Below are 22719 nucleotides of genomic sequence, written 5' to 3'. Positions count from 1 at the left end.
CAGTACATGAAGAAGACAGCGGGTTTCACCCTGATCGAGATGATGATCGTGGTGGCCATCATCGGCATCCTGGCGGCCATCGCCTATCCCAGCTACCAGGAATACGTCCTGCGCGGCAACCGCAGCGAAGGGCAGGCTCTGCTCAACGACGCGGCCGCGCGTCAGGAGCGCTACTTCGCCCAGAACAATGCCTATGTCACTGACCAAGACGACATCGGCAATTTGAATATGCGCAATACAAACGGCACGACCGTGACCTCGGATACCGGCAAGTACACGCTGACCATCAGCAACCCCAACGGAAGCGGTGGCTACCTGCTAACGGCAACCCCGCAGGGCGTGCAGACGAGAGATACCAAATGCGGGAACCTGACGCTCAATGCCATGGGCACCCGCGGCGTCAGCGGCAGCACCAGTGTGAACGACTGCTGGAAGTGAAACGCTGCCCCTACGGAGCAGGAACAGGAGAAATGCCGTCGTAGGATGGGTTGAGCGAAGCGATACCCATCACCACGGCAGCATGGGTTTCGCAAGCTCAACCCATCCTACGCAGAGCGCTTAGGCGCAGTCGGCAAGCCCCAGGCGGGATACAGCGTGGGAGCGGATTTATCCGCGATTCCGCCGGCAAGGCCGGCGTTCGGTCGAATATGGCTCCTGGAGGGGACGGAAGATGCCGCCTGGCAGGAACGGGTTTAAACCGCCTTCACCCGCAGTTCCTTGGGCATCGAGAAGGTAATGTTCTCCTCCCGCCCATCCAGCTCCACCTCGGGCTCCGCGCCCCATTTGCGCAGTTGTTCGATCACCCCGCGCACCAGCACTTCCGGGGCGGAGGCGCCGGCGGTGATGCCGATGCGCTGCTTGCCTTCGAACCATTCGCGCTTGAGGTCTTCGGCGCCGTCGATCAGGTAGCCGGGGGTGCCCATGCGTTCGGCGAGTTCGCGCAGGCGGTTGGAGTTGGAGCTGTTCGGGCTGCCCACCACCAGCACCAGGTCGCACTGGTCGGCCAGGTCCTTGACGGCGTCCTGGCGGTTCTGGGTGGCGTAGCAGATGTCGTTCTTGCGCGGGCCCTTGATGTGCGGGAATTTCGCGCGCAGGGCGTCGATCACCTTGGAGGTGTCGTCCATCGACAGGGTGGTCTGGGTGACGAAGTGCAGGGCCTCGGGGTTGCGCACTTGCAGCGCGGCCACGTCTTCCTCGTCCTCGACCAGGTAGATGTCGCCGCCATTGTCGCGGTTGTACTGGCCCATGGTGCCTTCCACCTCGGGGTGGCCTTCGTGGCCGATGAGGATGCACTCCTGGCCATCGCGGCTGTAGCGCACCACTTCCATGTGCACCTTGGTGACCAGCGGGCAGGTCGCGTCGAAGACCTTCAGGCCGCGGTTCTCGGCCTCCTTGCGCACGGCCTGGGACACGCCGTGGGCGCTGAAGATGACGATGGTGTCGTCCGGCACCTGGTCGAGTTCCTCGACGAACACCGCGCCGCGGTTGCGCAGGTTCTCCACCACGAACTTGTTGTGCACCACTTCATGGCGCACGTAGATCGGCGGGCCGAACACGTCCAGGGCGCGGTTGACGATTTCGATCGCCCGGTCGACGCCGGCGCAGAAGCCGCGGGGGTTGGCGAGTTTGATTTGCATGGTCGGTCTGTCTCGGCGCGCAGAGGGGATGGCGCGATGGGTGTCGCTTCGCGATACCCATCCTACGCCAGCGAAGGGCCCTCAGAGCGCCCTTACGTCGATGATTTCCACTTCGAAGGTCAGGCTCTTGCCGGCCAGCGGGTGGTTGAAATCGATGGTCACCTGCTGTTCGTCGAAGGCCTTGACCACGCCGGGCAGCTCGGTCTTGGCGGCGTCGTTGAAGATCACCAGCAGGCCTTCGGCCAGCTCCATGTCCTGGAACTGGTCGCGCGGCATCACCTGCACGTTGGCCGGGTTCGGCTGGCCGAAGCCCTGCTCCGGCTCGATGTTCAGGGTGCGCTTGTCGCCGGCCTTGAGGCCGAACAGCGCCTGCTCGAAGCCCGGCAGCAGGTTGCCGTCGCCGACCTTGAAGGTGGCCGGCTGCTTGTCGAAGGTGCTGTCGACGACGTTGCCGTCTTCCAGCTTGAGGGCGAAGTGCAGGGTGACTTCGGTATCCGCTCCGATGCGCTGGATATCGCTGTTGCTGTCAGCCATGGGCGGTCTCTCCGGATTTCTTCGTCTTGAACATGTCCAGCGCCAGCATGATGGCGCCTACGGTGATGGCGCTGTCGGCCAGGTTGAACGCCGGGAAGTACCAGCGGTTCTGCCAGTGCACCAGGATGAAGTCGATCACGTGGCCGAGCACGATGCGGTCGTACAGGTTGCCCAGCGCGCCGCCCAGCACCAGGGCCAGGGCGATGGCCAGCCAGGTGTCGCTGGGCTTCAGGCGCTTGAGCCAGATGACCAGCACCGCGCTGACCACGATGGCGATCAGGGCGAACAGCCAGCGCTGCCAGCCGGAGCTGTCGGCCAGGAAGCTGAAGGCCGCGCCGGTGTTGTAGGCCAGGGTCCAGCTGAACAGGTCGGGGATGACCACGATCTGCTGGTACAGGCTCAGCGTGCCTTCGAAGTAGGCCTTGCTGACCTGGTCGAGGACCAGGACCAGCACGGTTATCCACAACCAGCCGAGGCGGCCGAAGCGGTTAGGCATAGTGGCGAACCTCGCCGGCGCCTTCGATGTTCTCCACGCAGCGGCCGCAGATTTCAGGGTGCGCGGCGTGACTGCCGACGTCCTCGCGGTGGTGCCAGCAACGGGCGCACTTGGCGTGGGCCGACTTCACTACCTTCAGCTTGAGGCCGGGCAGTTCGCTCTGCACGGCATCGGCCGGGGCCTCGGCCAGGGGCGCGAGGGTGGCGGTGGAGGTGATCAGCACGAAGCGCAGCTCGTTGCCCAGCTTGCCCAGGCTGCGGGCCAGGTCGTCCTCGGCGTAGAGGGTGACCTCGGCCTGCAGGTTGCCGCCGATGGCCTTGGCGGTGCGCTGGTTCTCCAGCTCCTTGTTGACCGCGGCCTTGGCGGCCATGACCTGCTCCCAGTAGGCGCGGCCCAGCTCGGCGTCGGCCGGCAGTTCGGACAGGCCGTCGTACCAGGTGGTCAGCATGACCGACTCGGCGCGCTCGCCGGGCAGGAACTTCCACACTTCCTCGGCGGTGAAGGCGAGGATCGGCGCGACCCAGCGCACCAGCGCCTCGGCGATGTGGAACAGCGCGGTCTGGCAGGAGCGGCGGGCGACGCTGTCGGCCTGGGTGGTGTACTGGCGGTCCTTGATGATGTCCAGGTAGAAGCCGCCCAGCTCCTGCACGCAGAAGTTGTGCACCTTGGAGTAGACGTTCCAGAAGCGGTACTCGCGGTAGGCCTCTTCCAGCTCGCGCTGCAGCAGCAGGGCGCGGTCCACGGCCCAGCGGTCCAGGGCCAGCAACTGGTCGTTGGGCAGCAGGTCCTTGGCCGGGTCGAAGCCGGTCAGGTTGGAGAGCAGGAAGCGCGTGGTGTTGCGGATGCGCCGGTAGGCGTCGGCGCTGCGCTGCAGGATGGTCTGGGAGACCGCGATCTCGCCGGAGTAGTCGGTGGAGGCCACCCACAGGCGCAGGATGTCGGCGCCCAGGGTGTCGATCACGGTCTGCGGCACCACGGTGTTGCCCAGGGACTTGGACATCTTGCGGCCGGACTCGTCCACGGTGAAGCCGTGGGTCAGCAGCTGGCGGTATGGCGCGTGGCCGTCGATGGCGCAGCCGGTCAGCAGCGAGGAGTGGAACCAGCCGCGGTGCTGGTCGGAACCTTCCAGGTAGAGGTCGGCGGCCGGGCCGCTGGCGTGGCCGAGTTCGGCGTGGGAGCCGCGCAGCACGTGCCAGTGGGTGGTGCCGGAGTCGAACCAGACGTCCAGGGTGTCGTTGATCTTGTCGTACTGCGCGGCTTCGTCACCGAGCAGTTCGGCGGCGTCGAGCTTGAACCAGGCCTCGATGCCCTCCTTCTCCACGCGCTGGGCAACTGCTTCCATCAGCTCGACGGTGCGCGGGTGCAGCTCGCCGGTGGCCTTGTGCAGGAAGAACGGGATGGGCACGCCCCAGTTGCGCTGGCGCGAGATGCACCAGTCCGGACGGCCGGCGATCATGCCGTGCAGGCGCGCCTGGCCCCAGCTGGGCACGAATTCGGTCTGGGTGATGGCTTCCAGCGCACGCTCACGCAGGGTCGCGCCGCTCTCCGGCTGCTTGTCCATGCCGACGAACCACTGCGCGGTGGCGCGGTAGATCAGCGGGGTCTTGTGGCGCCAGCAGTGCATGTAGCTGTGGTTGATGCTGGTGTGCTTGAGCAGCGCGCCGACTTCGTCGAGCTTGGCGACGATGTTCGGGTTGGCCTTCCAGATGAACTGGCCGCCAAAGAACGGCAGGTCGGCTACATACACGCCGTTGCTCTGCACCGGGCTGAGGATGTCGTCGTTGCTCATGCCGTACTGCTTGCAGGTACGGAAGTCGTCCTCGCCGTAGGCTGGCGCGGAGTGGACGATGCCGGTGCCGGCGTCCAGGGCCACGTACTCGGCCAGGTAGACCGGCGAGAAGCGCTCGTAGAACGGGTGGCGGAAGCGGATCAGGTCCAGCGCCTCGCCCTTGGCGGTGGCGATGACCTGGCCTTCCAGGCCGTAGCGCTGCAGGCAGGACTCGACCAGCTCCTCGGCCAGCACCAGCAGGCGCTCGCCGGTATCGACCAGGGCGTAGGTGAATTCGGGGTGGACGTTCAGCGCCTGGTTGGCCGGGATGGTCCAGGGGGTGGTGGTCCAGATGACGATGGCGGCGGGCTTGGCCAGGCTCTGCAGGCCGAAGGCGGCGGCCAGTTTGCCTTCGTCTTCCACCGGGAAGGCGACGTCGATGGCGTCGGACTTCTTGTCGGCGTACTCGACTTCCGCCTCGGCCAGGGCCGAGCCGCAGTCGAAGCACCAGTTCACCGGCTTCAGGCCCTTGAACACGAAGCCCTGCCTGACCATCTCGGCCAGGGCGCGGATTTCGCCGGCCTCGTTGGCGAAGTTCATGGTCTTGTAGGGGTTGTCCCACTCGCCGAGCACGCCCAGGCGGATGAAGTCGGCCTTCTGCCCCTCGATCTGCTCGGTGGCGTAGGCGCGGCACAGTTCGCGGGTCTTGTCCGCCGGCAGGTTCTTGCCGTGGGTGGTCTCGACCTTGTGCTCGATGGGCAGGCCATGGCAGTCCCAGCCCGGCACGTAGGGCGCGTCGTAGCCGGCCAGGGTGCGCGAGCGAACGATCAGGTCCTTGAGGATCTTGTTGACCGCGTGACCGATGTGGATGCTGCCGTTGGCGTAGGGCGGGCCATCGTGCAGGATGAATTTCGGGCGACCTTCGCCGGCCTTCCGCAGCTTCTGGTACAGGCCGATGTCGTTCCAGAACTTCAGGGTTTCCGGCTCGCGCTGGGGCAGGCCGGCTTTCATCGGGAACTGGGTATCGGGAAGGTTCAGCGTGGCTTTGTAGTCGGTCATCTCAGGGCCTGTTCGGAATTTCTTCAATCAAGCGGTTGGCCCAGCCAGTAGGCCCGGGCGGCGGCTATGTCGGCGAGGATCGCCGCCTTCAGTGCCTCGAGGGAGGCGAAGCGCTGCTCATCTCGCAGCTTCTGGTGGAAGGTCACATCCAGGTGCAGGCCGTAGAGGTCGCCGGCGAAGTCCAGCAGATGCACTTCCAGGTGGGGCCGGCCGTCGCCGTTGACCGACGGCCGCGTGCCGATGTTGGCCACCCCGTTGACGCGCTGGCCGGCCACTTCCGTGCTGACCAGGTAGACGCCGTTGAGCGGCGCCTTGCGGCGCTTGAGCTGGATGTTCGCGGTGGGCGAACCCAGGGTGCGGCCGAGCTTCTGCCCGTGCAGCACCCGCCCGCTCAGGCGGAACGGCCGGCCCAGCAGGCGCTCGGCCTGGTGCAGGTCGCCGTCGGCGAGCACCTTGCGGATGCGCGAGCTGCTCACCCGCATGCCGTCGACTTCCACCGTGGTGGCGGCCTCGACGGTGAAACCCTGCTCGGCGCTGGCCCGGACCAGGAAGGCGAAGTCGCCGGAACGGTCGCAGCCGAAGCGGAAGTCGTCGCCCACTTCCAGGTGGCGCACCGCCAGGCCATCCACCAGCACCTGGCGGACGAACTCGGCGGCCGACAGCTCGCGCAGGCGGCGGTTGAAGGTCAGGCACAGGACGAAGTCGACGCCCTGCTCGCGCAGCAGTTCAAGCTTCTCGCGCAGGCGCGTCAGGCGCACCGGCGCGGCATCCGGGGCGAAGTACTCGCGCGGCTGCGGCTCGAAGATCACCACGCAGCTGGGCACGCCCAGCTCCTGCGAGCGCTCGCGCAGACGCGCCAGGATCGCCTGGTGGCCAAGGTGGACGCCGTCGAAATTGCCGATGGTGGCAACGCAGCCCCCGGACAGGGGCCGCAGGTTGTGGAGGCCTCGAAGCAGCTGCATAGCGCGCGTATTGCTCAGAAAGTGGTCGATTATACCTGCACCCGCCGCCGCGCGACAGGCACAAAGCCGCCGCGCGTCACGGATGCACCCAAGTGCCGGCGCCGGGCTAGCTCACCGCCCGCCGCGAGAAGTCGCGCAGGCGGAAGCCCAGCAGCGCCAGCATACCGAAATAGGCCACTACGCCGGCCACCACCAGCACGCCCAGGCGCGCCAGGCGCAGCGGCATGCCGCCCAGGTCCCAGGCCGGCATGAAATGCATCAGGCCCAGCAGCACGGCGGACATCACCAGCACCGCCAGCACCAGCTTGCCGAGGAACTTCGCCCAGCCCGGCTGCGGCTCGAACAGGTCGTGCTTGCGCAACTGCCAGTACAACAGACCGGCGTTGAGGCAGGCCGCCAAGCTGATCGCCAGGGCCAGGCCCGCGTGCTTGAGCGGGCCGATGAAGACCAGGTTCATCGCCTGGGTGGAAACCAGGGTGAAGAGCGCGATCTTCACCGGCGTGCGGATGTTCTGCCGGGCATAGAAGCCCGGCGCCAGCACCTTGACCAGGATGATCCCGAGCAGGCCCACGGCGTAGGCGATGAGCGCGCGCTGGGTCATGAGCGCGTCGTTGGCGCTGAACTTGCCGTACTGGAACAGCGACACGGTCAGCGGCTCGGCGATCAGCGCCAGGGCCAGGGCGCAGGGCAGCACCAGCAGGAAGCACAGGCGCAGGCCCCAGTCCATCAGGCGCGAGTATTCATGGCGGTCGTCGCTGGCGTAGGTCTTGGCCAGGGACGGCAGCAGGATGGTGCCCAGGGCCACGCCCAGCACGCCGGAGGGCAGCTCCATCAGGCGGTCGGCGTAGTACATCCAGGACACCGAGCCTGCGGCCAGGAAGGAGGCGAAGATGGTGTTGATGATCAGCGAGATCTGGCTCACCGACACGCCGAGGATCGCCGGCCCCATCTGCTTGAGCACGCGCCACACGCCGCTGTCGCGCAGGTTCAGGCGCGGCAGCACCAGCATGCCGATCTTCTTCAGGTGCGGCAGTTGGTAGAGCAGCTGCGCCAGGCCGCCGGCCAGCACCGCCCAGCCCAGGGCCATCACCGGCGGGTCGAAGTACGGCGTGAGGAACAGCGAGAAGGCGATCATGCTGACGTTCAGCAGGGTCGGCACGAAAGCCGGCACCGAGAAGCGGTTCCAGGTATTGAGGATGGCCCCGGCCAGCGAGGCCAGGGAAATCAGCAGGATGTAGGGGAAGGTCACCCGCAGCAGCGCTGTGGTCAGGTCGAACTTCTCCGGAGTGTCGGCGAAACCCGGCGCGGTGATCCAGATCACCCAGGGCGCGGCGAGGATGCCCAGCGCGGTGACCAGCGCCAGCACCAGGGTCAGCAGGCCGGAGACGTAGGCGATGAAGGTGCGGGTGGCCTCCTCGCCCTGCTGCGTCTTGTATTCGGCGAGGATCGGCACGAAGGCCTGGGAGAAGGCGCCCTCGGCGAAGATGCGGCGCAGCAGGTTGGGCAGCTTGAAGGCGACGAAGAAGGCGTCGGTGGCCATGCCGGCGCCGAACATGCGCGCTACTATGGTGTCCCGGACGAAGCCGAGCACCCGCGAGATCATGGTCATGGAGCTGACCGCGGCCAGCGATTTGAGTAGGTTCATTGCATCCGGGACTTGTCAGCGCAGGGTGGCCCTGCCCGCGGGCGGCCGGATCGCCCGGCGGCCAGTAAAGGGCGTCGAGTGTATGGCCGCCGGTCGAATAAATCACCCACCCAGTCCGCGAATACCCGGCCATGCCGCTCGTCGGAGGCCGCTCATACCCTTGACAAGGCACGGACTCGACGGCATCATTCGCGGCCTTAATTTATTCGCTATATCCCAAGTTTTTCTCGAGGAGCTCGACGGTGGCCAACACACCTTCCGCCAAAAAACGCGCCAAACAGGCTGAGAAGCGTCGCAGCCACAACGCCAGCCTGCGTTCCATGGTTCGTACCTACATCAAGAACGTAGTCAAGGCAGTCGATGCCAAGGACCTGCCCAAGGCCCAGGCCGCTCTGGTTGCCGCCGTACCGGTCATCGACCGCATGGCTGACAAAGGCATCATCCACAAGAACAAGGCCGCTCGCCACAAGAGCCGCCTGAACGCCCACGTGAAGGCCCTGGCCACCGCGTAAGCGTTCCGTTCTTGAAAAACCGGCCCCAGTGGCCGGTTTTTTATTGCCTGCGGAAAGCCCAAACTCAGAGCTTGCTCGCGAACGCCCCACCGCAGCGCTTTTCGTAGGATGGGTATCGCTTCGCTCAACACCATCCTACGAGAATCCTCGCCTGCCTGGACCGTAGGAGCGGAGCTTCTCCGCGATAGCCGTAATCCCCGGCGCGATTCGCGGATGAGATCCGCTCCTACGCCGCCCCACCCACGCACTCCCCTGTAGGAGCGCGCCCTGCGCGCGAATCGCGGGCAGAGCCCGCTACGCCTCCAGGGAAGCACGGCTTTTCGTAGGATGGCGTTGAGCGAAGCGATACCCATCACCACGACAGCATGGGTATCGCAAGCTCAACCCATCCTACGAAGAGCACATCGGCGCAAGACAGTTGCTCCTACGAAAAGCGGAAGGCTTTTATTTCGTCGGCCAGGGCATGATCGGGATGGCGGTCACCGCGTTCTGCGGACTGCCTTCGATGATGCGGTCGCTGTAGACGAGGTAGACCAGCGCGTTGCGCTTCTTGTCGAAGAAGCGCACCACCTGCATGGACTTGAATACCAGCGAGGTGCGCTGCTTGAACACTTCCTCGCCATCCTTGAGCTCGCCGGCGAAGCGGATCGGCCCGACCTGGCGGCAGGCGATGGACGCCTCGGCGCGGTCCTCGGCCAGGCCCAGGCCGCCCTTGACGCCGCCGGTCTTGGCCCGCGACAGGTAGCAGGTCACCCCTTCCACCTTGGGATCGTCGAAGGCCTCGACCACGATCTTGTCGTTCGGCCCCACCCACTTGAACACCGTGGAGACCTCGCCGATCTCCTCCGCGCCCGCTAGCGCCGGCAGCATCAGCAGACCGGCGCACACGCTCTTCCATAGCCCCACGGATGACAACCTCATGGACGACAGCTTCATCGGTGACTCCTTCAGACCAGCACGAGGTTGTCGCGGTGCACCAGCTCCGGGCCGTCGACGTAGCCCAGCAGGCCTTCGATGGCATCGGTCGGCTGACCGATGATCTTCTGCGCCTCCAGGGCGCTGTAGTTGGCCAGGCCGCGGGCGATCTCGCGGCCCTGCGGGTCCACGCAGACCACCATCTCGCCACGGCGGAAGCTGCCCTGGACCTGCTTCACCCCCACCGGCAGCAGGCTCTTGTGGTCCTCGGCGATAGCCTTGACCGCACCGGCGTCCAGCACCAGGGTGCCGCGCATCTGCAGGTGGCCGGCCAGCCACTGCTTGCGCGCGGCCTTGCGGCTCTGCTCGGGGGTCAACAGGGTGCCCAGGCGCTCGCCGGAGCGCAGGCGGTCGAGCACGCGCTCGATGCGCCCGCCGACGATCACCGTGTGCGCACCGGAACGCGCCGCCAGGCGCGCCGCGCGCAGCTTGGTCTGCATGCCGCCGCGGCCGAGGGCGCCGGCACTGCCGCCAGCTACCAGGTCGAGCTGGGCGTCGTCGGCGCGGGCTTCGTAGATCAGCTGGGCTTCGGGATTGTTGCGCGGGTCGGCGTCGAACATGCCGTCGCGGTCGGTGAGGATCACCAACAGGTCGGCCTCCACCAGGTTGGCCACCAGGGCCGCCAGGGTGTCGTTGTCGCCGAAGCGGATTTCGTCGGTGACCACAGTGTCGTTCTCGTTGATCACCGGGATCACACCGAGGTCGACCAGGGTGCGCAGGGTGTTGCGGGCGTTCAGGTAGCGCTTGCGGTCGGACAGGTCGTCATGGGTCAGCAGCACCTGGGCGGTCTGCAGGCCATGCTGGCCGAAGCTGGACTCCCAGGCCTGCACCAGGCCCATCTGGCCGACCGCCGCCGCGGCCTGCAGCTCGTGCATGTCGCTCGGGCGGGAGACCCAGCCCAGGCGGCTCATGCCCGCCGCCACGGCGCCGGAGGACACCAGCACCAGCTCGACGCCCGCGCAGTGCAGCGCGACCATCTGCTCGACCCACACCGCCATGGCGTCGCGGTCCAGCCCGCGGCCATCGGCCGTGAGCAGGGCGCTGCCGATCTTCACCACCCAGCGCCGCGCGCCGGTCACTTTCTCACGCATACATCAACCTTACGAAGTCAGGTTTCACCAGGTTGCTTCGGGACCGGCGCACGCGGCGCCGGTCAGGGCACGTAGAAGATTTCCGGCCCGTCGCCGTCGTCCTCGTCGTCGAAATCATCGTCGTCGTCGAGGTCGTCGGCATTCTTCAGGCCGGCACGGCGCAGCGCGCGCGCGTCGTCCATGGCCTGCAGACGGGAACGCGCCTCGTCTTCGATGCGCTGGTCGAGTTCGGCCAGGGCCTCGCCGTAGGCCGGGTCTTCCTCGATGCGCAGGCTGCGCTCGTCGAGGTACTTCATGATGTCCTGGCTGAGCGCCTCGGTGCCTTCGCGCTCCAGGGCGGAGATCACGTAGACCGGACCTTCCCAGCCCAGGCGCTCGACCACCTGCTGCTTGCGCCGCTCCTGCTCTTCCGGCTCGAGGATCTGGTCCATCTTGTTCAGCACCAGCCAACGGTCACGCTCGGTGAGCGCCGGGCTGAACTTGGCCAGCTCGTTGACGATGGTCTCGGCGGCATCGGCCGGGTCGCTCTCGTCCAGCGGCGCCATGTCGACGATGTGCAGCAGCAGGCGGGTACGCGCCAGGTGCTTGAGGAAGCGGATGCCCAGGCCGGCGCCTTCGGCGGCGCCCTCGATCAGGCCGGGGATGTCGGCGACCACGAAGCTCTTGAAGCGCCCGACGCTGACCACGCCCAGGTTCGGCACCAGGGTGGTGAAGGGGTAGTCGGCGACTTTCGGCTTGGCCGCGGACACGGCGCGGATGAAGGTGCTCTTGCCGGCGTTCGGCAGGCCCAGCAGGCCGACGTCGGCCAGGACCTTCAGCTCCAGCTTGAGGTCGCGGGCCTCGCCGGGCTTGCCCGGGGTGGTCTGCCGCGGCGCGCGGTTGGTGCTGGACTTGAAGCGGGTGTTGCCCAGGCCGTGCCAGCCGCCCTGGGCGACCATCAGGCGCTGGCCGGGCTCGGTCAGGTCGCCGATGACTTCATGGGTGCTCGCATCGATCACGGTGGTGCCCACCGGCACCGGCAGGACCAGGTCGTCGCCCTTGGCGCCGGTGCAGTCCTTGCTGCCGCCGTTCTGCCCGCGCTGGGCATCGAAACGGCGGGTGTAGCGGTAGTCCACCAGGGTGTTCAGGCTTTCGTCGGCCTCGAGGAACACCGAGCCGCCGTCACCGCCGTCACCGCCGTTGGGGCCGCCCTTCTCGATGAACTTCTCGCGGCGAAAGCTCATGAGGCCATTGCCGCCGTCACCGGCTTTCACGTGGATGGATACTTCGTCGACGAATTTCATGGGAACGCCTCCCGCCAGCGTGGCGGGTTGAATAAGAAAAGGAGCATAGGATACAGCCAAGCCCGCGCAAACGCAGGAGCCCGGGATCCGTTGCCGGGAAACGCCAGAAACAAAAAAGCCCCGTCGCGAGACAGGGCTTTTTCAGTGAAGGCTCGCTTAGGCAGCGACGACGCTTACGTAGCGACGGCCGAAGGCGCCTTTCACTTCGAACTTGATCACGCCGTCGATTTTCGCGAACAGGGTGTGATCCTTGCCCATGCCAACGCCGTAGCCGGCATGGAACTGGGTGCCGCGCTGACGCACGATGATGTTGCCTGCTTTGACAGCCTGGCTACCGAACAGCTTCACGCCAAGGCGTTTACTTTCGGAGTCGCGGCCGTTGCGGGTACTACCGCCAGCTTTCTTGTGTGCCATGAGTCATATCCTCCAAAAAAGGAATTAGGCCTGGATGCCGGTGATCTTGATTTCAGTGAACCACTGGCGGTGGCCCTGACGCTTCATGTGGTGCTTGCGGCGGCGGAACTTGATGATGCGCACTTTGTCGTGACGACCGTGGGAAACCACTTCAGCGGTCACTTTCGCGCCTTCTACCACCGGCAGGCCGATCTTGACGTCATCGCCATTGGCGACCAGCAGAACGCGATCCAGGTTGATCGCTTCGCCGGTGGCGACGTCGAGTTTCTCGACCTTGAGGAATTCGCCTTCGGCGACTTTGTATTGCTTGCCGCCGGTAACAATAACTGCGTACATCTGGATGTCTCCGTTAGACCTGCTCACCCGACGCTTTATAGGAAGAGGTATCGGTCGGCATGGCTGCATGGGGCCGGAAGAGCGCCCGTGCAATTGCGTAAGGCAGGGTATGCCAGGGAAGTTCGGGGCCGCGATTGTACGCAAAGCCCTACGCGGACACAAGCCTTGCGGCGCTTTCCTTGACAGCCCCCACCCCGGCACCTAGCATGCCGCGCATTCTTCGAGGAGCGCCTTCGTAATATGCAACCCCAGGCTTTCTATCGGGTGGTGGCGGACGACTTCACCGCCGTCGACGGCATCATCCGTCGCCAGCTCAGCTCCCGCGTTCCCCTGGTCGAGAAGATCGGCGACTATATCATCTCCGCCGGCGGCAAGCGTCTTCGCCCGCTGCTGGTGCTGCTCAGCGGCAAGGCCCTGGGCTACTCCGGGGACGACCTGCGCCTGCTGGCCGCCACCATCGAGTTCCTGCACACCTCCACCCTGCTGCACGACGACGTGGTCGACGCCTCCGGCCTGCGCCGCGGCCGCGCCACCGCCAATGCGCAATGGGGCAACGCGCCCAGCGTGCTGGTCGGCGACTTCCTCTATGCCCGCTCCTTCGAAATGATGGTCGAACTCGGCTCCATGCCGGTGATGCGCATCATCTCCCAGGCCACCCGGGTGATCGCCGAGGGCGAGGTGCTGCAGCTGACCAAGGTGCGCGACGCCAGCACCACCGAAGAAACCTACATGGAAGTCATCCGCGGCAAGACCGCGATGCTCTTCGAGGCCTCCACCCACAGCGCCGCCGCCATCGCCGGCGCCACCGCGGAACAGGCCGAGGCCCTGCGCCAGTTCGGCGACGCCCTGGGCATCGCCTTCCAGCTGGTGGACGACCTGCTGGACTACCGCGGCGACGCCAGCACCCTGGGCAAGAACGTCGGCGACGACCTCGCCGAGGGCAAGCCCACCCTGCCGCTGATCGCCACCATGCGCGACGGCACCCCGGAGCAAGCGCAAGTGGTGCGCAAAGCCATCCAACAGGGCGGCAGCCAGGACCTGGAAGGCATCCGCGCTGCCGTGGAAGCCGCCGGCGCCCTGGACTACACCGCGAATCTGGCGCGCGAATACGCCGCCCGCGCCATCGACTGCCTCAAGGCGCTGCCGGACAACAAGTACCGTGACGCGCTGATCGAGCTGAGCGAGTTCGCCGTCGCCCGCACCCACTGATCCACACGCGATCCGACGAACACCCGCCCGGCCCTGCCGCGCGGGCGTTCTGCGTTATGCGCGGTTGATCCAGGCCATGGCATTGGTCGGTTGGTGGAAAAAAATTCTCCATGGGGGCTTGCTATCGAGATAATAAGAATTATTCTCATTAACTCAGCTACCAAGGAGATGCAGAGATGACCTACATGATCGATGCCTGGCTGGACCGCCCCCATCCCTATCTGCGCATCCTCAATCGCGATACCGGAGAAGTCTGCGCCCTGCTGCAGGAAGACGCCCTGGACGAGTTGCGCGAACAGGGCGGTCTGGACCTGCACGAACTGGGCACCAGCGAGCCGCAGGTGCTCAAGGAGCTGGTGCGCAACCTGTTCCTGTTCTGCTACGCCCGCGCGCTGCGTTGAACGCCGCGGCTATTCGCGGGAGCGACGGGGTTTTCGTAGGAGCGACTGTCTGCGCCGAGGCGCTTTTCGTAGGATGGGTTGAGCTTGCGATACCCATGCGGTTGCGCTGATGGGTATCGCTTCGCTCAACACCATCCTACGAAAAAGCCACGCTCGCTCCTACGCTCATTCCCCTGTAGGAGCGCGCCCTGCGCGCGAATCGCGGGCAGGGCCCGCTCCTACAGTTCCGGGGAAGCACGGGCGTAGGAGCGGACCTTGTCCGCGCTGGCGGGATGAGCGCCGGCACTGCCGGCAGAATCGCGGATAAATCCGCTCCTGCATCTCATCTGGCAAACATAACGACCCCTAGGATGGGTCGGATGCGGGCCGTTCGCGAGCAAGCTCGCTCCTACGAAGAGCAAGAACGGGATGTACAGGGCTTTTTGCGATGGCGCAGGACGCGCCATCCGTGCGGTCGCCGCCCGGGAGGCGGCTGCACAGCGGGGGCAACGTGGAGCCCCCTGCACGCCGCGGTGGCCAGGGACGGCCGCCGCGGGCTGCATTCATCAGAGGATGTCGAGCAGCTCGACGTCGAACACCAGGGTGCTGTGCGGCGGGATGCTGCCCACCGCCTGGCCGCCGTAGGCCAGCTCGGCCGGCACGTGCAGGCGCCACTTGCTGCCGGTGTTCATCAGTTGCAGGGCCTCGACCCAGCCGGCGATCACGCCGCCCACCGGGAACTCGGCCGGCTGGCCGCGCTGGTAGGAGCTGTCGAACACGCTGCCGTCGATCAGGGTGCCGTGGTAGTGGGTGCGCACGGTGTCGTCGCGGGACGGCTTGGCGCCCTCGCCGGCGACCAGCACTTCGTATTGCAGGCCGGACGGCAGCACGGTGACGCCCTCGCGCTTGGCGTTCTCCACCAGATAGGCCTCGCCTTCGGCGGCGGCCGCATCGGCCTTGGCCTGGGCTTCGGCCTGCATGCGCTGGCGGATCACCTGGAAGCTGGCGGACAGCTGCTCGGCGGGCACCCGGCTATCGGCACCGGCGAAGGCGTCGGAGAGGCCGGCCAGCACCGCGTCCAGGCTCATGCCCGGGACCGGGTTGGCACGCAGCTGGTCGCCCAACTGGCGGCCGACGCCGTAGCTGACGCGGGCTTCGTCGGTGGAAAGGTTGAGTTCGCTCATGGCGGGGGCTCCGCTGGGTAAAAAAGGGCGGCCAGCCTAGCACAGTCGACCGCCCCGCCCCACCGCGACCTCAATGCAGCGGCATGGGCACGCCCTCGTCGTTCTGCGCGCTGCCGCTCTGCGAGCCGCACATCTCGTCCTGCACCGCGGCATGCACCAGTTGGAAAGGGATCGGTGGCAACGCCGTCAGCAGTTGGCGGGCGTGCTCCAGCGAACGCACCCCGAGCACGTGCCCCTTGGCGTCCTGGATCGGGAAGAAACGCTGGCCCACGCGCGCCTCCAGCACGTAGATGCCGCCCTCCAGGGATACCAGGTTGAGTTCGTCGATATCCCCGGCGAGGGAACGGTTGGTCAGCTCTTGCAGGTTCATCGCGCACCTCCAGGGTAGGCTCCAACGCAGCCAGTCTGGTACAGCGCGGCGGCCGCGCCCAGCGCAAACGACACCGCCCGTCAGTTGTGGCTGACGGGCGGTGCGCCGGAGGCGGGAAAAGCGATCAGTGGTCGTGGCGCGTGGCCTTGTCCAGGTAGCCCATGGCGAACGCGGAGAGGACGAAGGTGAGGTGGATGATCACGTACCACATCAGCTTGTTGTCCGGGACGTTCTTGGCGTCCATGAAGATGCGCAGCAGGTGGATCGAGGAGATCGCCACGATGGAAGCGGCCACCTTGTTCTTCAGCGAACTGGCGTCCATCTTGCCGAGCCAGCTGAGCTTTTCCTTGCCTTCGGAAATGTCCAGCTGCGAGACGAAGTTCTCGTAGCCGGAGAACATCACCATCACCAGCAGCCCGCCGACCAGGGCCATGTCGATCAGCGACAGCAGCACCAGGATCAGGTCGGCCTCGGCGATGGAGAAGATGTCCGGCAGGATGTGGAAGATTTCCTGGAAGAACTTGATGGTCAGCGCCAGCAATGCCAGCGACAGGCCGATATAGACCGGCGCCAGCAGCCAGCGGGCGGCGTACATGCTGTTTTCGATGAAACGTTCCATGGCCTTCGCAAAGGGAGTTCAGAAATGGCGCAGGATTATAGCTGAAGGCCCGCGGCGAGTTATCCAGTTATTCTGTGGATAAATATGTGCAGGAGCGCCGGAAGAAACGCGCCAGCCCCCGCCCACCGGGAGTTGCCGGCGGGCGCTCAGAGACTGCGCAATGCGCCTTCAGGACTCGGGGTGAGACTGGTAGTCCCCGAAATTTCGCACGCGCTCACCATTGATGCGGCGCAGCTCGGCCTGCAGGTGCAGTTGCCAGATGGGCAGGTCGTCGGCGGGCACGTAGCCCTGCTGGGCCAGGCAGTCGGCGATGGCGTCGAGCACGCCCTCGGCCACGAAAGGCCCGTAGAACGGGCCCTGGGCCTTGATGGCGGTGGGCTGGGCCCCCGCCATGCCCGCGGCGCAGAGCAGTGTCCAGAGTCCATTCTCTCCGGCCAGCGGCCTGATCACGCACTCGATGCGCGTGGTCAACCCCAGACAGGGGCGGATAAGGCAGAGGTTACGCGGCATGGCGGCACCCTCGCGGTTGTCCTGTTTTCGAGCCTACACCCGGGGTTGACCTCGGGAAAGCCCGTTTTATCCACCATAGCTGTGGATATCGTTGTGGACACCACGGGGGCAACGGCGCCCGACGAGCGCCATTGCTGGGGACTCCGCCGCTGGTCAAGGACTGGCCAGCGGCAGCGGGCTCAGTCGCTGTCCTTCTTCTTGCGCGCCCGCTCCTTCTCCACCTGGGGCGCCTTTACGGCCTTGGCGGCGGCCGGCGCGGCCTCCTTGGCGAGCTTTTCCTTGTCCTCCTCGTCCATGCCCATGGCGTCGATCTCCTTGAGGCGCTCGACCACCCGCGCGTTGACGCTGCCGGCCGGGAACTGGCCCTTGGCGTCCGGCGCGCCGGCTGGCTCGCCGACCAGCAGGCCCAGCGCCTCGTCGACGTGGCGCACCGCGTAGACGTTGAACAGGCCGTTGCGCACCGCCTGCAGCACGCGCTCGTCGAGCATCAGGGTGGTGACGTTGGAACGCGGGATGATCACCCCCTGCTCGCCGGTCAGGCCGCGGGCCTCGCAGAGGCGGAAGAAGCCTTCGATCTTCTCGTTGACGCCGCCCACCGCCTGCACTTCGCCGAACTGGTTGATCGAGCCGGTGATGGCGAAGCACTGCCGCAGCGGCGTGCGCGACAGCGCCGAGATCAGCGTGCAGACCTCGCCGAGCGAGGCGCTGTCGCCGTCGACGTAGCCGTAGGACTGCTCCAGGGCAATGCTCGCGGAGATTTCCAGCGGAAACTCCTGGGCGTAGCGGCTGCCCAGGTAGCCGGTGAGGATCATCACGCCCTTGGAGTGGATCGGCTGGCCCAGGCTGACCTCGCGCTCGATGTCGACGATGCCGCTGCCGCCCGGGTAGACGGTGGCGGAGATGCGCGCCGGCACGCCGAACACCGAGTCGCCCACCTCCAGCACGGTGAGGCCGTTGCACTTGCCCACGGCGGCGCCTTCGGTGTCGATCAGCACGATGCCGGCCAGCATGTCGTCGAGAATCCGCGCCGAGACGCGGCCGGTGCGGGTTTCCTTGGCCTTGAGGGCGCGCTCGATGTGGCCCAGGTCGGTGACCGGCTCGTTGGCCAGTTGGCGGATGAAGTCCGCCTCGCTGACCAGTTGGAACAGGTCGCCGATGCGCGCCGACAGCCGCCCCTGGTGCTCGGCCAGGCGCGCGCTGTAGGTGGCCAGGCGCGCCACCGCGGTGGCGCTCAGCGGCGCCATGCCCTCTTCCGAGGTGCGCGTCTTGAGCAGTTGGGCGAACTGTTCGAGGCTGTCCTCGGCCAGCGGGATGTCCTCGTCGAAGTCGACCAGCACGCGGAACATCTCCTGGAAGTCCGGGTCCAGGTCCTGCAGGGTGTAGTAGATCTGCCGCGAGCCGATGATGATGACCTTCAGGTGCAGCGGGATCACCTGCGGCGTCAGGCTCATGGCGGCCAGGCGGCCGAGTTCGGCCAGCGGCGATTCCATCTTCAGCTGGCGCGACTGCAGGGCGCGCTTGAGCGCGTCCCAGACGAAGGGCTCGCCCAGCAGCTTCTCCGCCTCCAGCACCAGGAAGCCGCCGTTGGCGCGGTGCAGCGCGCCCGGGCGCAGCTGCCGGTAGCTGGTGTAGAGGGCGCCCTGGTCGGAGGCGTATTCGATGCGGCCGAACAGGTTGTCGTAGGTCGGGTGCGACTCGAACACCACCGGCGCGCCGCTGGTGGTGTGGTGGCCGATCACCTGGTTGGGCGCGTACAGCTCCTGCAGCATCAGCTTGCGCTGGGCATCGCTGCGCTCGGTGTCCACCAGCTGGTCGACCACGGTCTTCAGCAGGTTCAGTTGCATGGCCTGCAGGTAGGTGCACACGCCGGTGTTGTTGTTGTACTTCTCCACCAGCGGCGCCAGCAGCGGCTGCAGCGCGAGGGTGATGGTCTCCTCGTTGAGCTGGCGCAGCTGGTTGCTGGACTCGCGCTTCCACTGCGGCAGGCTGGCCAGCTCCTCGTTGAGCTGTTCCTCGAGGTCGGCGATATCGGCGTGGAAACGCTCGCGCTCGGCCTCCGGCAGTTGGGCGAACTCGGCCTCGTCGAGGGCCTTGCCGTCCTTCATCGGGGTGAAGGCGATGTTCGAGCTGTCGCGGTACAGCGCCACGTCCTTGTCCAGGGCCAGGCGCTCGACGGTGTCCAGGGCCTTGTCGTAGCGCTGGTTGAAGGCGCGGTCGATGGCGCTCTTCTTCTGCTGGTAGGCCGGGTTCTCGAACACCGAGGGGAAGGTCGACAGCAGGTTGTCGATCAGTTGGTCGATGTCCGCGCCGAAGTCGGCGGCGCTGCCCGGCGGCAGTTCGATGGCGCGCGGCTCGCGGCCCTCCTCGAAGTGGTTGACGTAGACCCAGTCGGCCGGCGTCGGCAGGCGCTTGGCCTCGGCCTTCAGATAGCGCTGCACGAAGGAGAAGCGCCCGGTCCCCGGCTCGCCCATGACGAACACGTTGTAGCCCGGCCGCGGCATCGCCACACCGAACTGCAGGGCCTCCACCGCACGCTCCTGTCCTAGGACGCCGAGGAAGGGCTCCAGATCGTCGGTGGTGGCGAAGGCAAACTGCTCGGGCGAAAAGGGACGGGTCAGTTCATCGGGCGCCAGGCGCAGGCCGGCGGCAACGGATTGGGGCATCGGAAATCCTTGCATCGGGCGGCACGGGGCCGCGGAGAGTTGCCCGCATTCTCGCGCTGCCCGCGCGCCACTGGCAAGGCGCGCGCAAGCCCTGGCCGATCAGTGCTGCAGATCGGCGCAGCGCAGGCAGTATTCCGTGGCCGGCAGGGCGCGCAGGCGGCGGGGCTCGATGGCTTCGCCGCAGCGTACGCACTGTCCGTAGGTTCCGTCCGCCAGACGCAGGCGCGCCAGGCCCACCAGGCGCATGCCCGCCTCGGCTTCGGCCAGCAGGGCCCGCAGCACATCGTCGTTCTCCCGCTGCTGGGCCTGTTCGGCGAAGTCCGGCGAGTGGGTCCGCGCCAGGTCGCTGCGGATCGCGGCGGCACGCTGGGAATATTCGCTGGCCAGCGCATCCAGGGCAGAACGGGGGTCGAAATCATCTACGGCCATGACGCCTCTCCGACGGACAAGGAACTGTTTCAAGTGTGGCCGGTTCCAAGGGAATCGCCGCTGATACCGATCAATAGCCTGTTGCAGGGAGCATGACGCGGTTCTCCCCGCCGAGGATTCAGGGACATCGCGCCTTGACACCCTCAGGATATTCCTACAAAGCTCTGGCAGGCGCTGTTTGCTGTCAGCGGCTACGTACAGCCATGCATTCGAACAAAGAGAGATACGCAGATGAAAAGGATTCTACTCGGTACCCTCCTCGCCACCGTTTCCATCGGCGCCTTCGCCGACGCCCCCGGCAGCGACGGCTGCGGCTGGGGCCAGATGCTCTTCAAGGGCCAGCGCGGCACCGCCACCCACGTGCTGGCGGCCACCACCAACGGCTCCTCGGGCAACAACACCTTCGGCATGACCACCGGCACCAACGGTTGCCACACCAATGGCGCGCTGACCTACGGCGGCAAGCCGATGATCGTGCTCAGCAGCATGATGGACGAGCTGTCCGAAGACATGGCCAAGGGTGACGGCGAAGCGCTGACCACCTACGCCGTGGTCCTGGGCGTGAAACCCGAAGACCGCGCGCACTTCGCCGAAGTGACCCACGAGCACTTCGCGCAGATCTTCAACAAGTCCGACGTCACCGCCGAGGACGTCTACGCCAACACCCAGGCCGTGCTGAAACAGGACACCCGCCTGGCCAAGTACGCGGAACAGGCCTGAGCCTGACGGCCCGCCCCACCGGGGCGGGCTCCCCTACCTCGACCCGCTAAGGTCCCCATGCCCAAACGCCTGTTGCCATGGCTGGCGCTGTGCGCCTGCGCATCCCTGCACGCGAGCCCCCAGTTTCCCGAATCCCGCCTCCAGGCCCTGGCCGCGCAGCCCTACTGGCTGGCCCTGGGGCACTACACGCCGAGCAAGCTGGGCGGCTGGCGCAGCTTCGTCGACGACGACAGGTTCTTCCTCGCCGAGGACGGCGAGCGTTCGCCGGAGCATGAGCTCAAGGCCACCGTCGACGCGCTCTACGCCGCCCCCGACCTCGGCGACAAGCATGCCCAGTGCGTCTACCCGGCGCGCACCCGCTGGCTGAAGCAGCAATTGCAGCTGACCGGCCTGCCGCGGCCGGCGTGCAAGGAGTACGACACCTGGTACGGCGACATCAACCCGCACAGCGCCGTGCTGGTGTTCCCCGCCGCCTACCTGAACAGCCCCTCGTCGATGTTCGGCCACACCCTGCTGCGCATCGACCAGGCCGACGTCGACAGCAACAACACCGCCCTGCTCAGCTACGCGCTGAACTTCGGCGCCTACATCGAGGGCATGGACAACAGCATCCTCTACGCCTGGAAGGGCCTGATGGGCGGCTACCCCGGCCTGTTCGCCCTGGTGCCCTACCGCGAGAAGCTCTCCGAATACAGCCGCCTGGAGAACCGCGACCTCTGGGAATACCGCCTGAACCTCACGCCCGAGGAGACCGGGCGCATGGTCGAGCACGTGTGGGAGCTCAAGCAGGTCCGCTTCAAGTACTTCTTCTTCGACGAGAACTGCTCCTTCCGCCTGCTCGAACTGCTGGAGATCGCCCGCCCCGGGGTGAAGCTGACCGGCGAATTCCCGCTCTACGCCATCCCCACCGACACGGTGCGCGCGGTGAAGCAGGCCGGGATGATCGACAAGGTCGACTACCGCCCCTCGCGGGAGAAGGAACTGCTGGCCCGCGCCGAGCCGCTGGACGCCGGCGAGAAGCAGCTGGCCCGGCGCCTGGCCGACGACGACCGCCTGCTCGATTCCCCCGAATTCAAGGCCCTGCCCGCGCCGCGCCAGGCCCTGGTGCAGGACACCGCCTTCCGCCTGCTGCGCTACCGCGCCACCGGCAAGGAACGCGACGAGGCCGACGCCGCGCGCAGCTACCAGTTGCTGCGCGCGATCAACCAGAACCCGCCGCCGCCGGCCCAGGTGGAACGCCCGGGGCAGCCGGAGGAAGGCCACCAGTCGCTGACCTGGCAGCTCGGCGCCGGCAGCCGCGACGGTCAGGCCTTCGCCGACTACGGCCTGCGCATGGCCTACCACGACCTGCTGGACAACAGCTACGGCTTCCCCCAGGGCGCGCAGCTGGAACTGGGCGACCTGCGCCTGCGCCAGTACGAAGGCAACCGCTGGCAGCTGCAGCGCCTCGACCTGGTCAGCATCCGCTCCATGACGCCGCGCAACGCCCTGCTGCAGCCGCTGTCCTGGCAGGTCACCGGCGGCTGGGAGCGGGTGCCGGGCAAGCACAGCGACGACGACCACGACACCCTGGCCGGCCACGTCAACGGCGGCGCCGGCGGCAGCTGGAAGCTCGCCGACGACCTGCAGGCTTACGCCCTGGGCACCGCGCGCATCGAGAACAACCCCGACTTCGCCGCGACCGTGGCGCCGGCAGTGGGCTTCGACACCGGCGTGCTCTGGCGCAACCCGCTGGGCAACCTGGCCCTGGAGGGCAAGGGCGACTACTTCCACAACGGCGAGGTGCGCCGCAGCCTGAGCCTCGGCCAGCAGGTGGAACTGGGCCGCAACCTGGGCCTGCGGCTGTCCGCCGAACGCCAGTTCAGCCACCAGGCCGGGCCGGTCAGCGAGGTCATGCTGGAGCTGCGCTGGTACCATTACTGA

Annotated in this window: 23 protein-coding genes; 6 read left to right on the top strand and 17 right to left on the bottom strand. The window is 66.6% G+C overall.

Annotation, left to right across the window (positions count from 1 at the left end; translation table 11 throughout):
• The first annotated feature begins 6 nt into the window (after positions 1–6).
• Positions 7–438, top strand: a complete 432-nt coding sequence (locus PcP3B5_RS05090) for a type IV pilin protein (RefSeq protein WP_061560707.1) — start codon at positions 7–9, stop codon at positions 436–438.
• A gap of 254 nt (positions 439–692) precedes the next feature.
• Here PcP3B5_RS05090 and ispH read toward each other — a convergent pair whose 3' ends face one another.
• From ispH to murJ, 6 genes are all read right to left on the bottom strand, one after another.
• The gene (gene ispH, locus PcP3B5_RS05085; RefSeq protein ID WP_061560706.1) at positions 693–1637 is read right to left on the bottom strand and encodes a 4-hydroxy-3-methylbut-2-enyl diphosphate reductase; all 945 of its coding nucleotides are present in this window, start codon (positions 1635–1637) and stop codon (positions 693–695) included.
• A gap of 81 nt (positions 1638–1718) precedes the next feature.
• A complete protein-coding gene (gene fkpB, locus PcP3B5_RS05080) occupies positions 1719–2171 on the bottom strand; it encodes an FKBP-type peptidyl-prolyl cis-trans isomerase (protein ID WP_043273639.1) in 453 nt (150 codons plus the stop codon).
• Positions 2164–2667, bottom strand: coding sequence for a signal peptidase II (gene lspA / locus PcP3B5_RS05075; protein WP_043318028.1), 504 nt, complete (start codon positions 2665–2667; stop codon positions 2164–2166). The genes fkpB and lspA overlap by 8 nt, the downstream gene beginning before the upstream one ends.
• Positions 2660–5494: an isoleucine--tRNA ligase gene (gene ileS, locus PcP3B5_RS05070; RefSeq protein ID WP_061560705.1), complete on the bottom strand. Its 2835-nt coding sequence runs from the start codon at positions 5492–5494 to the stop codon at positions 2660–2662. The genes lspA and ileS overlap by 8 nt, the downstream gene beginning before the upstream one ends.
• Before the next feature lie 23 nt (positions 5495–5517).
• Positions 5518–6456 (bottom strand): bifunctional riboflavin kinase/FAD synthetase, encoded by a 939-nt coding sequence (gene ribF, locus PcP3B5_RS05065; protein WP_009617557.1) that lies wholly within the window; start codon positions 6454–6456, stop codon positions 5518–5520.
• 106 nt (positions 6457–6562) lie between these two features.
• Positions 6563–8101 carry a murein biosynthesis integral membrane protein MurJ gene (murJ, locus tag PcP3B5_RS05060; protein ID WP_061560704.1) on the bottom strand — a complete coding sequence of 513 codons (1539 nt, stop codon included), beginning with the start codon at positions 8099–8101 and terminating at the stop codon, positions 6563–6565.
• 242 nt (positions 8102–8343) lie between these two features.
• On the opposite strand from murJ, the gene rpsT reads away from it, so the two are divergent.
• A complete protein-coding gene (rpsT, locus tag PcP3B5_RS05055; RefSeq protein ID WP_009617555.1) occupies positions 8344–8613 on the top strand; it encodes a 30S ribosomal protein S20 in 270 nt (89 codons plus the stop codon).
• A 444-nt stretch (positions 8614–9057) separates the two neighbouring features.
• On the opposite strand, the gene PcP3B5_RS05050 is transcribed toward rpsT, so the two are convergent.
• The 5 genes from PcP3B5_RS05050 to rplU all read right to left on the bottom strand — a co-directional run bounded on the left by PcP3B5_RS05050 (position 9058) and on the right by rplU (position 12712).
• Entirely contained in the window at positions 9058–9534 is a 477-nt protein-coding gene (locus PcP3B5_RS05050) for a CreA family protein (protein WP_051879370.1), read from the bottom strand.
• A 26-nt stretch (positions 9535–9560) separates the two neighbouring features.
• Positions 9561–10679 carry a glutamate 5-kinase gene (gene proB / locus PcP3B5_RS05045; RefSeq protein WP_009617553.1) on the bottom strand — a complete coding sequence of 373 codons (1119 nt, stop codon included), beginning with the start codon at positions 10677–10679 and terminating at the stop codon, positions 9561–9563.
• Between the two features lie 62 nt (positions 10680–10741).
• Positions 10742–11962: an Obg family GTPase CgtA gene (gene cgtA, locus PcP3B5_RS05040; protein WP_009617552.1), complete on the bottom strand. Its 1221-nt coding sequence runs from the start codon at positions 11960–11962 to the stop codon at positions 10742–10744.
• Positions 11963–12118: 156 nt separating this feature from the next.
• On the bottom strand, positions 12119–12376 hold the full coding sequence (gene rpmA, locus PcP3B5_RS05035) for a 50S ribosomal protein L27 (protein ID WP_009617551.1): 258 nt from the start codon (positions 12374–12376) through the stop codon (positions 12119–12121).
• A 24-nt stretch (positions 12377–12400) separates the two neighbouring features.
• A complete protein-coding gene (gene rplU, locus PcP3B5_RS05030) occupies positions 12401–12712 on the bottom strand; it encodes a 50S ribosomal protein L21 (protein ID WP_009617549.1) in 312 nt (103 codons plus the stop codon).
• Between the two features lie 240 nt (positions 12713–12952).
• Between rplU and PcP3B5_RS05025 the strand changes: the two genes are divergently transcribed.
• Together PcP3B5_RS05025 and PcP3B5_RS05020 are read left to right on the top strand one after the other, a co-directional pair.
• Entirely contained in the window at positions 12953–13921 is a 969-nt protein-coding gene (locus tag PcP3B5_RS05025; RefSeq protein WP_061560703.1) for a polyprenyl synthetase family protein, read from the top strand.
• Between the two features lie 176 nt (positions 13922–14097).
• Entirely contained in the window at positions 14098–14322 is a 225-nt protein-coding gene (locus tag PcP3B5_RS05020) for a PA4570 family protein (protein WP_009617547.1), read from the top strand.
• 545 nt (positions 14323–14867) lie between these two features.
• Here the strand turns inward: PcP3B5_RS05020 and PcP3B5_RS05015 are convergent.
• From PcP3B5_RS05015 to PcP3B5_RS04990, 6 genes are all read right to left on the bottom strand, one after another.
• Positions 14868–15485 carry a BamJ family beta-barrel-assembly machinery protein gene (locus PcP3B5_RS05015; protein ID WP_061560702.1) on the bottom strand — a complete coding sequence of 206 codons (618 nt, stop codon included), beginning with the start codon at positions 15483–15485 and terminating at the stop codon, positions 14868–14870.
• 70 nt (positions 15486–15555) lie between these two features.
• Positions 15556–15855 (bottom strand): DUF6482 family protein, encoded by a 300-nt coding sequence (locus PcP3B5_RS05010; protein WP_009617543.1) that lies wholly within the window; start codon positions 15853–15855, stop codon positions 15556–15558.
• Positions 15856–15979: 124 nt separating this feature from the next.
• Positions 15980–16474, bottom strand: coding sequence for a TIGR00645 family protein (locus tag PcP3B5_RS05005; protein WP_043273630.1), 495 nt, complete (start codon positions 16472–16474; stop codon positions 15980–15982).
• A 168-nt stretch (positions 16475–16642) separates the two neighbouring features.
• Positions 16643–16984, bottom strand: a complete 342-nt coding sequence (locus PcP3B5_RS05000; RefSeq protein ID WP_009617539.1) for a PA4575 family protein — start codon at positions 16982–16984, stop codon at positions 16643–16645.
• 179 nt (positions 16985–17163) lie between these two features.
• On the bottom strand, positions 17164–19647 hold the full coding sequence (locus PcP3B5_RS04995) for a Lon protease family protein (protein WP_061560701.1): 2484 nt from the start codon (positions 19645–19647) through the stop codon (positions 17164–17166).
• Between the two features lie 99 nt (positions 19648–19746).
• Positions 19747–20076, bottom strand: a complete 330-nt coding sequence (locus PcP3B5_RS04990; protein ID WP_009617535.1) for a TraR/DksA family transcriptional regulator — start codon at positions 20074–20076, stop codon at positions 19747–19749.
• 231 nt (positions 20077–20307) lie between these two features.
• Here PcP3B5_RS04990 and PcP3B5_RS04985 point away from each other — a divergent pair, with 231 nt between their 5' ends.
• Complete coding sequence (locus PcP3B5_RS04985) at positions 20308–20796, top strand: DUF3015 domain-containing protein (protein WP_009617533.1); 489 nt, start codon at positions 20308–20310, stop codon at positions 20794–20796.
• Between the two features lie 57 nt (positions 20797–20853).
• The gene (locus PcP3B5_RS04980) at positions 20854–22719 is read left to right on the top strand and encodes an Lnb N-terminal periplasmic domain-containing protein (RefSeq protein ID WP_061560700.1); all 1866 of its coding nucleotides are present in this window, start codon (positions 20854–20856) and stop codon (positions 22717–22719) included.

The organism is Pseudomonas citronellolis (assembly GCF_001586155.1).
Classification (GTDB): Bacteria; Pseudomonadota; Gammaproteobacteria; order Pseudomonadales; family Pseudomonadaceae; genus Pseudomonas; species Pseudomonas citronellolis.
Note: the sequence above shows the minus strand (reverse complement) of the source record. Positions and strands in the feature narration are given on the sequence as shown.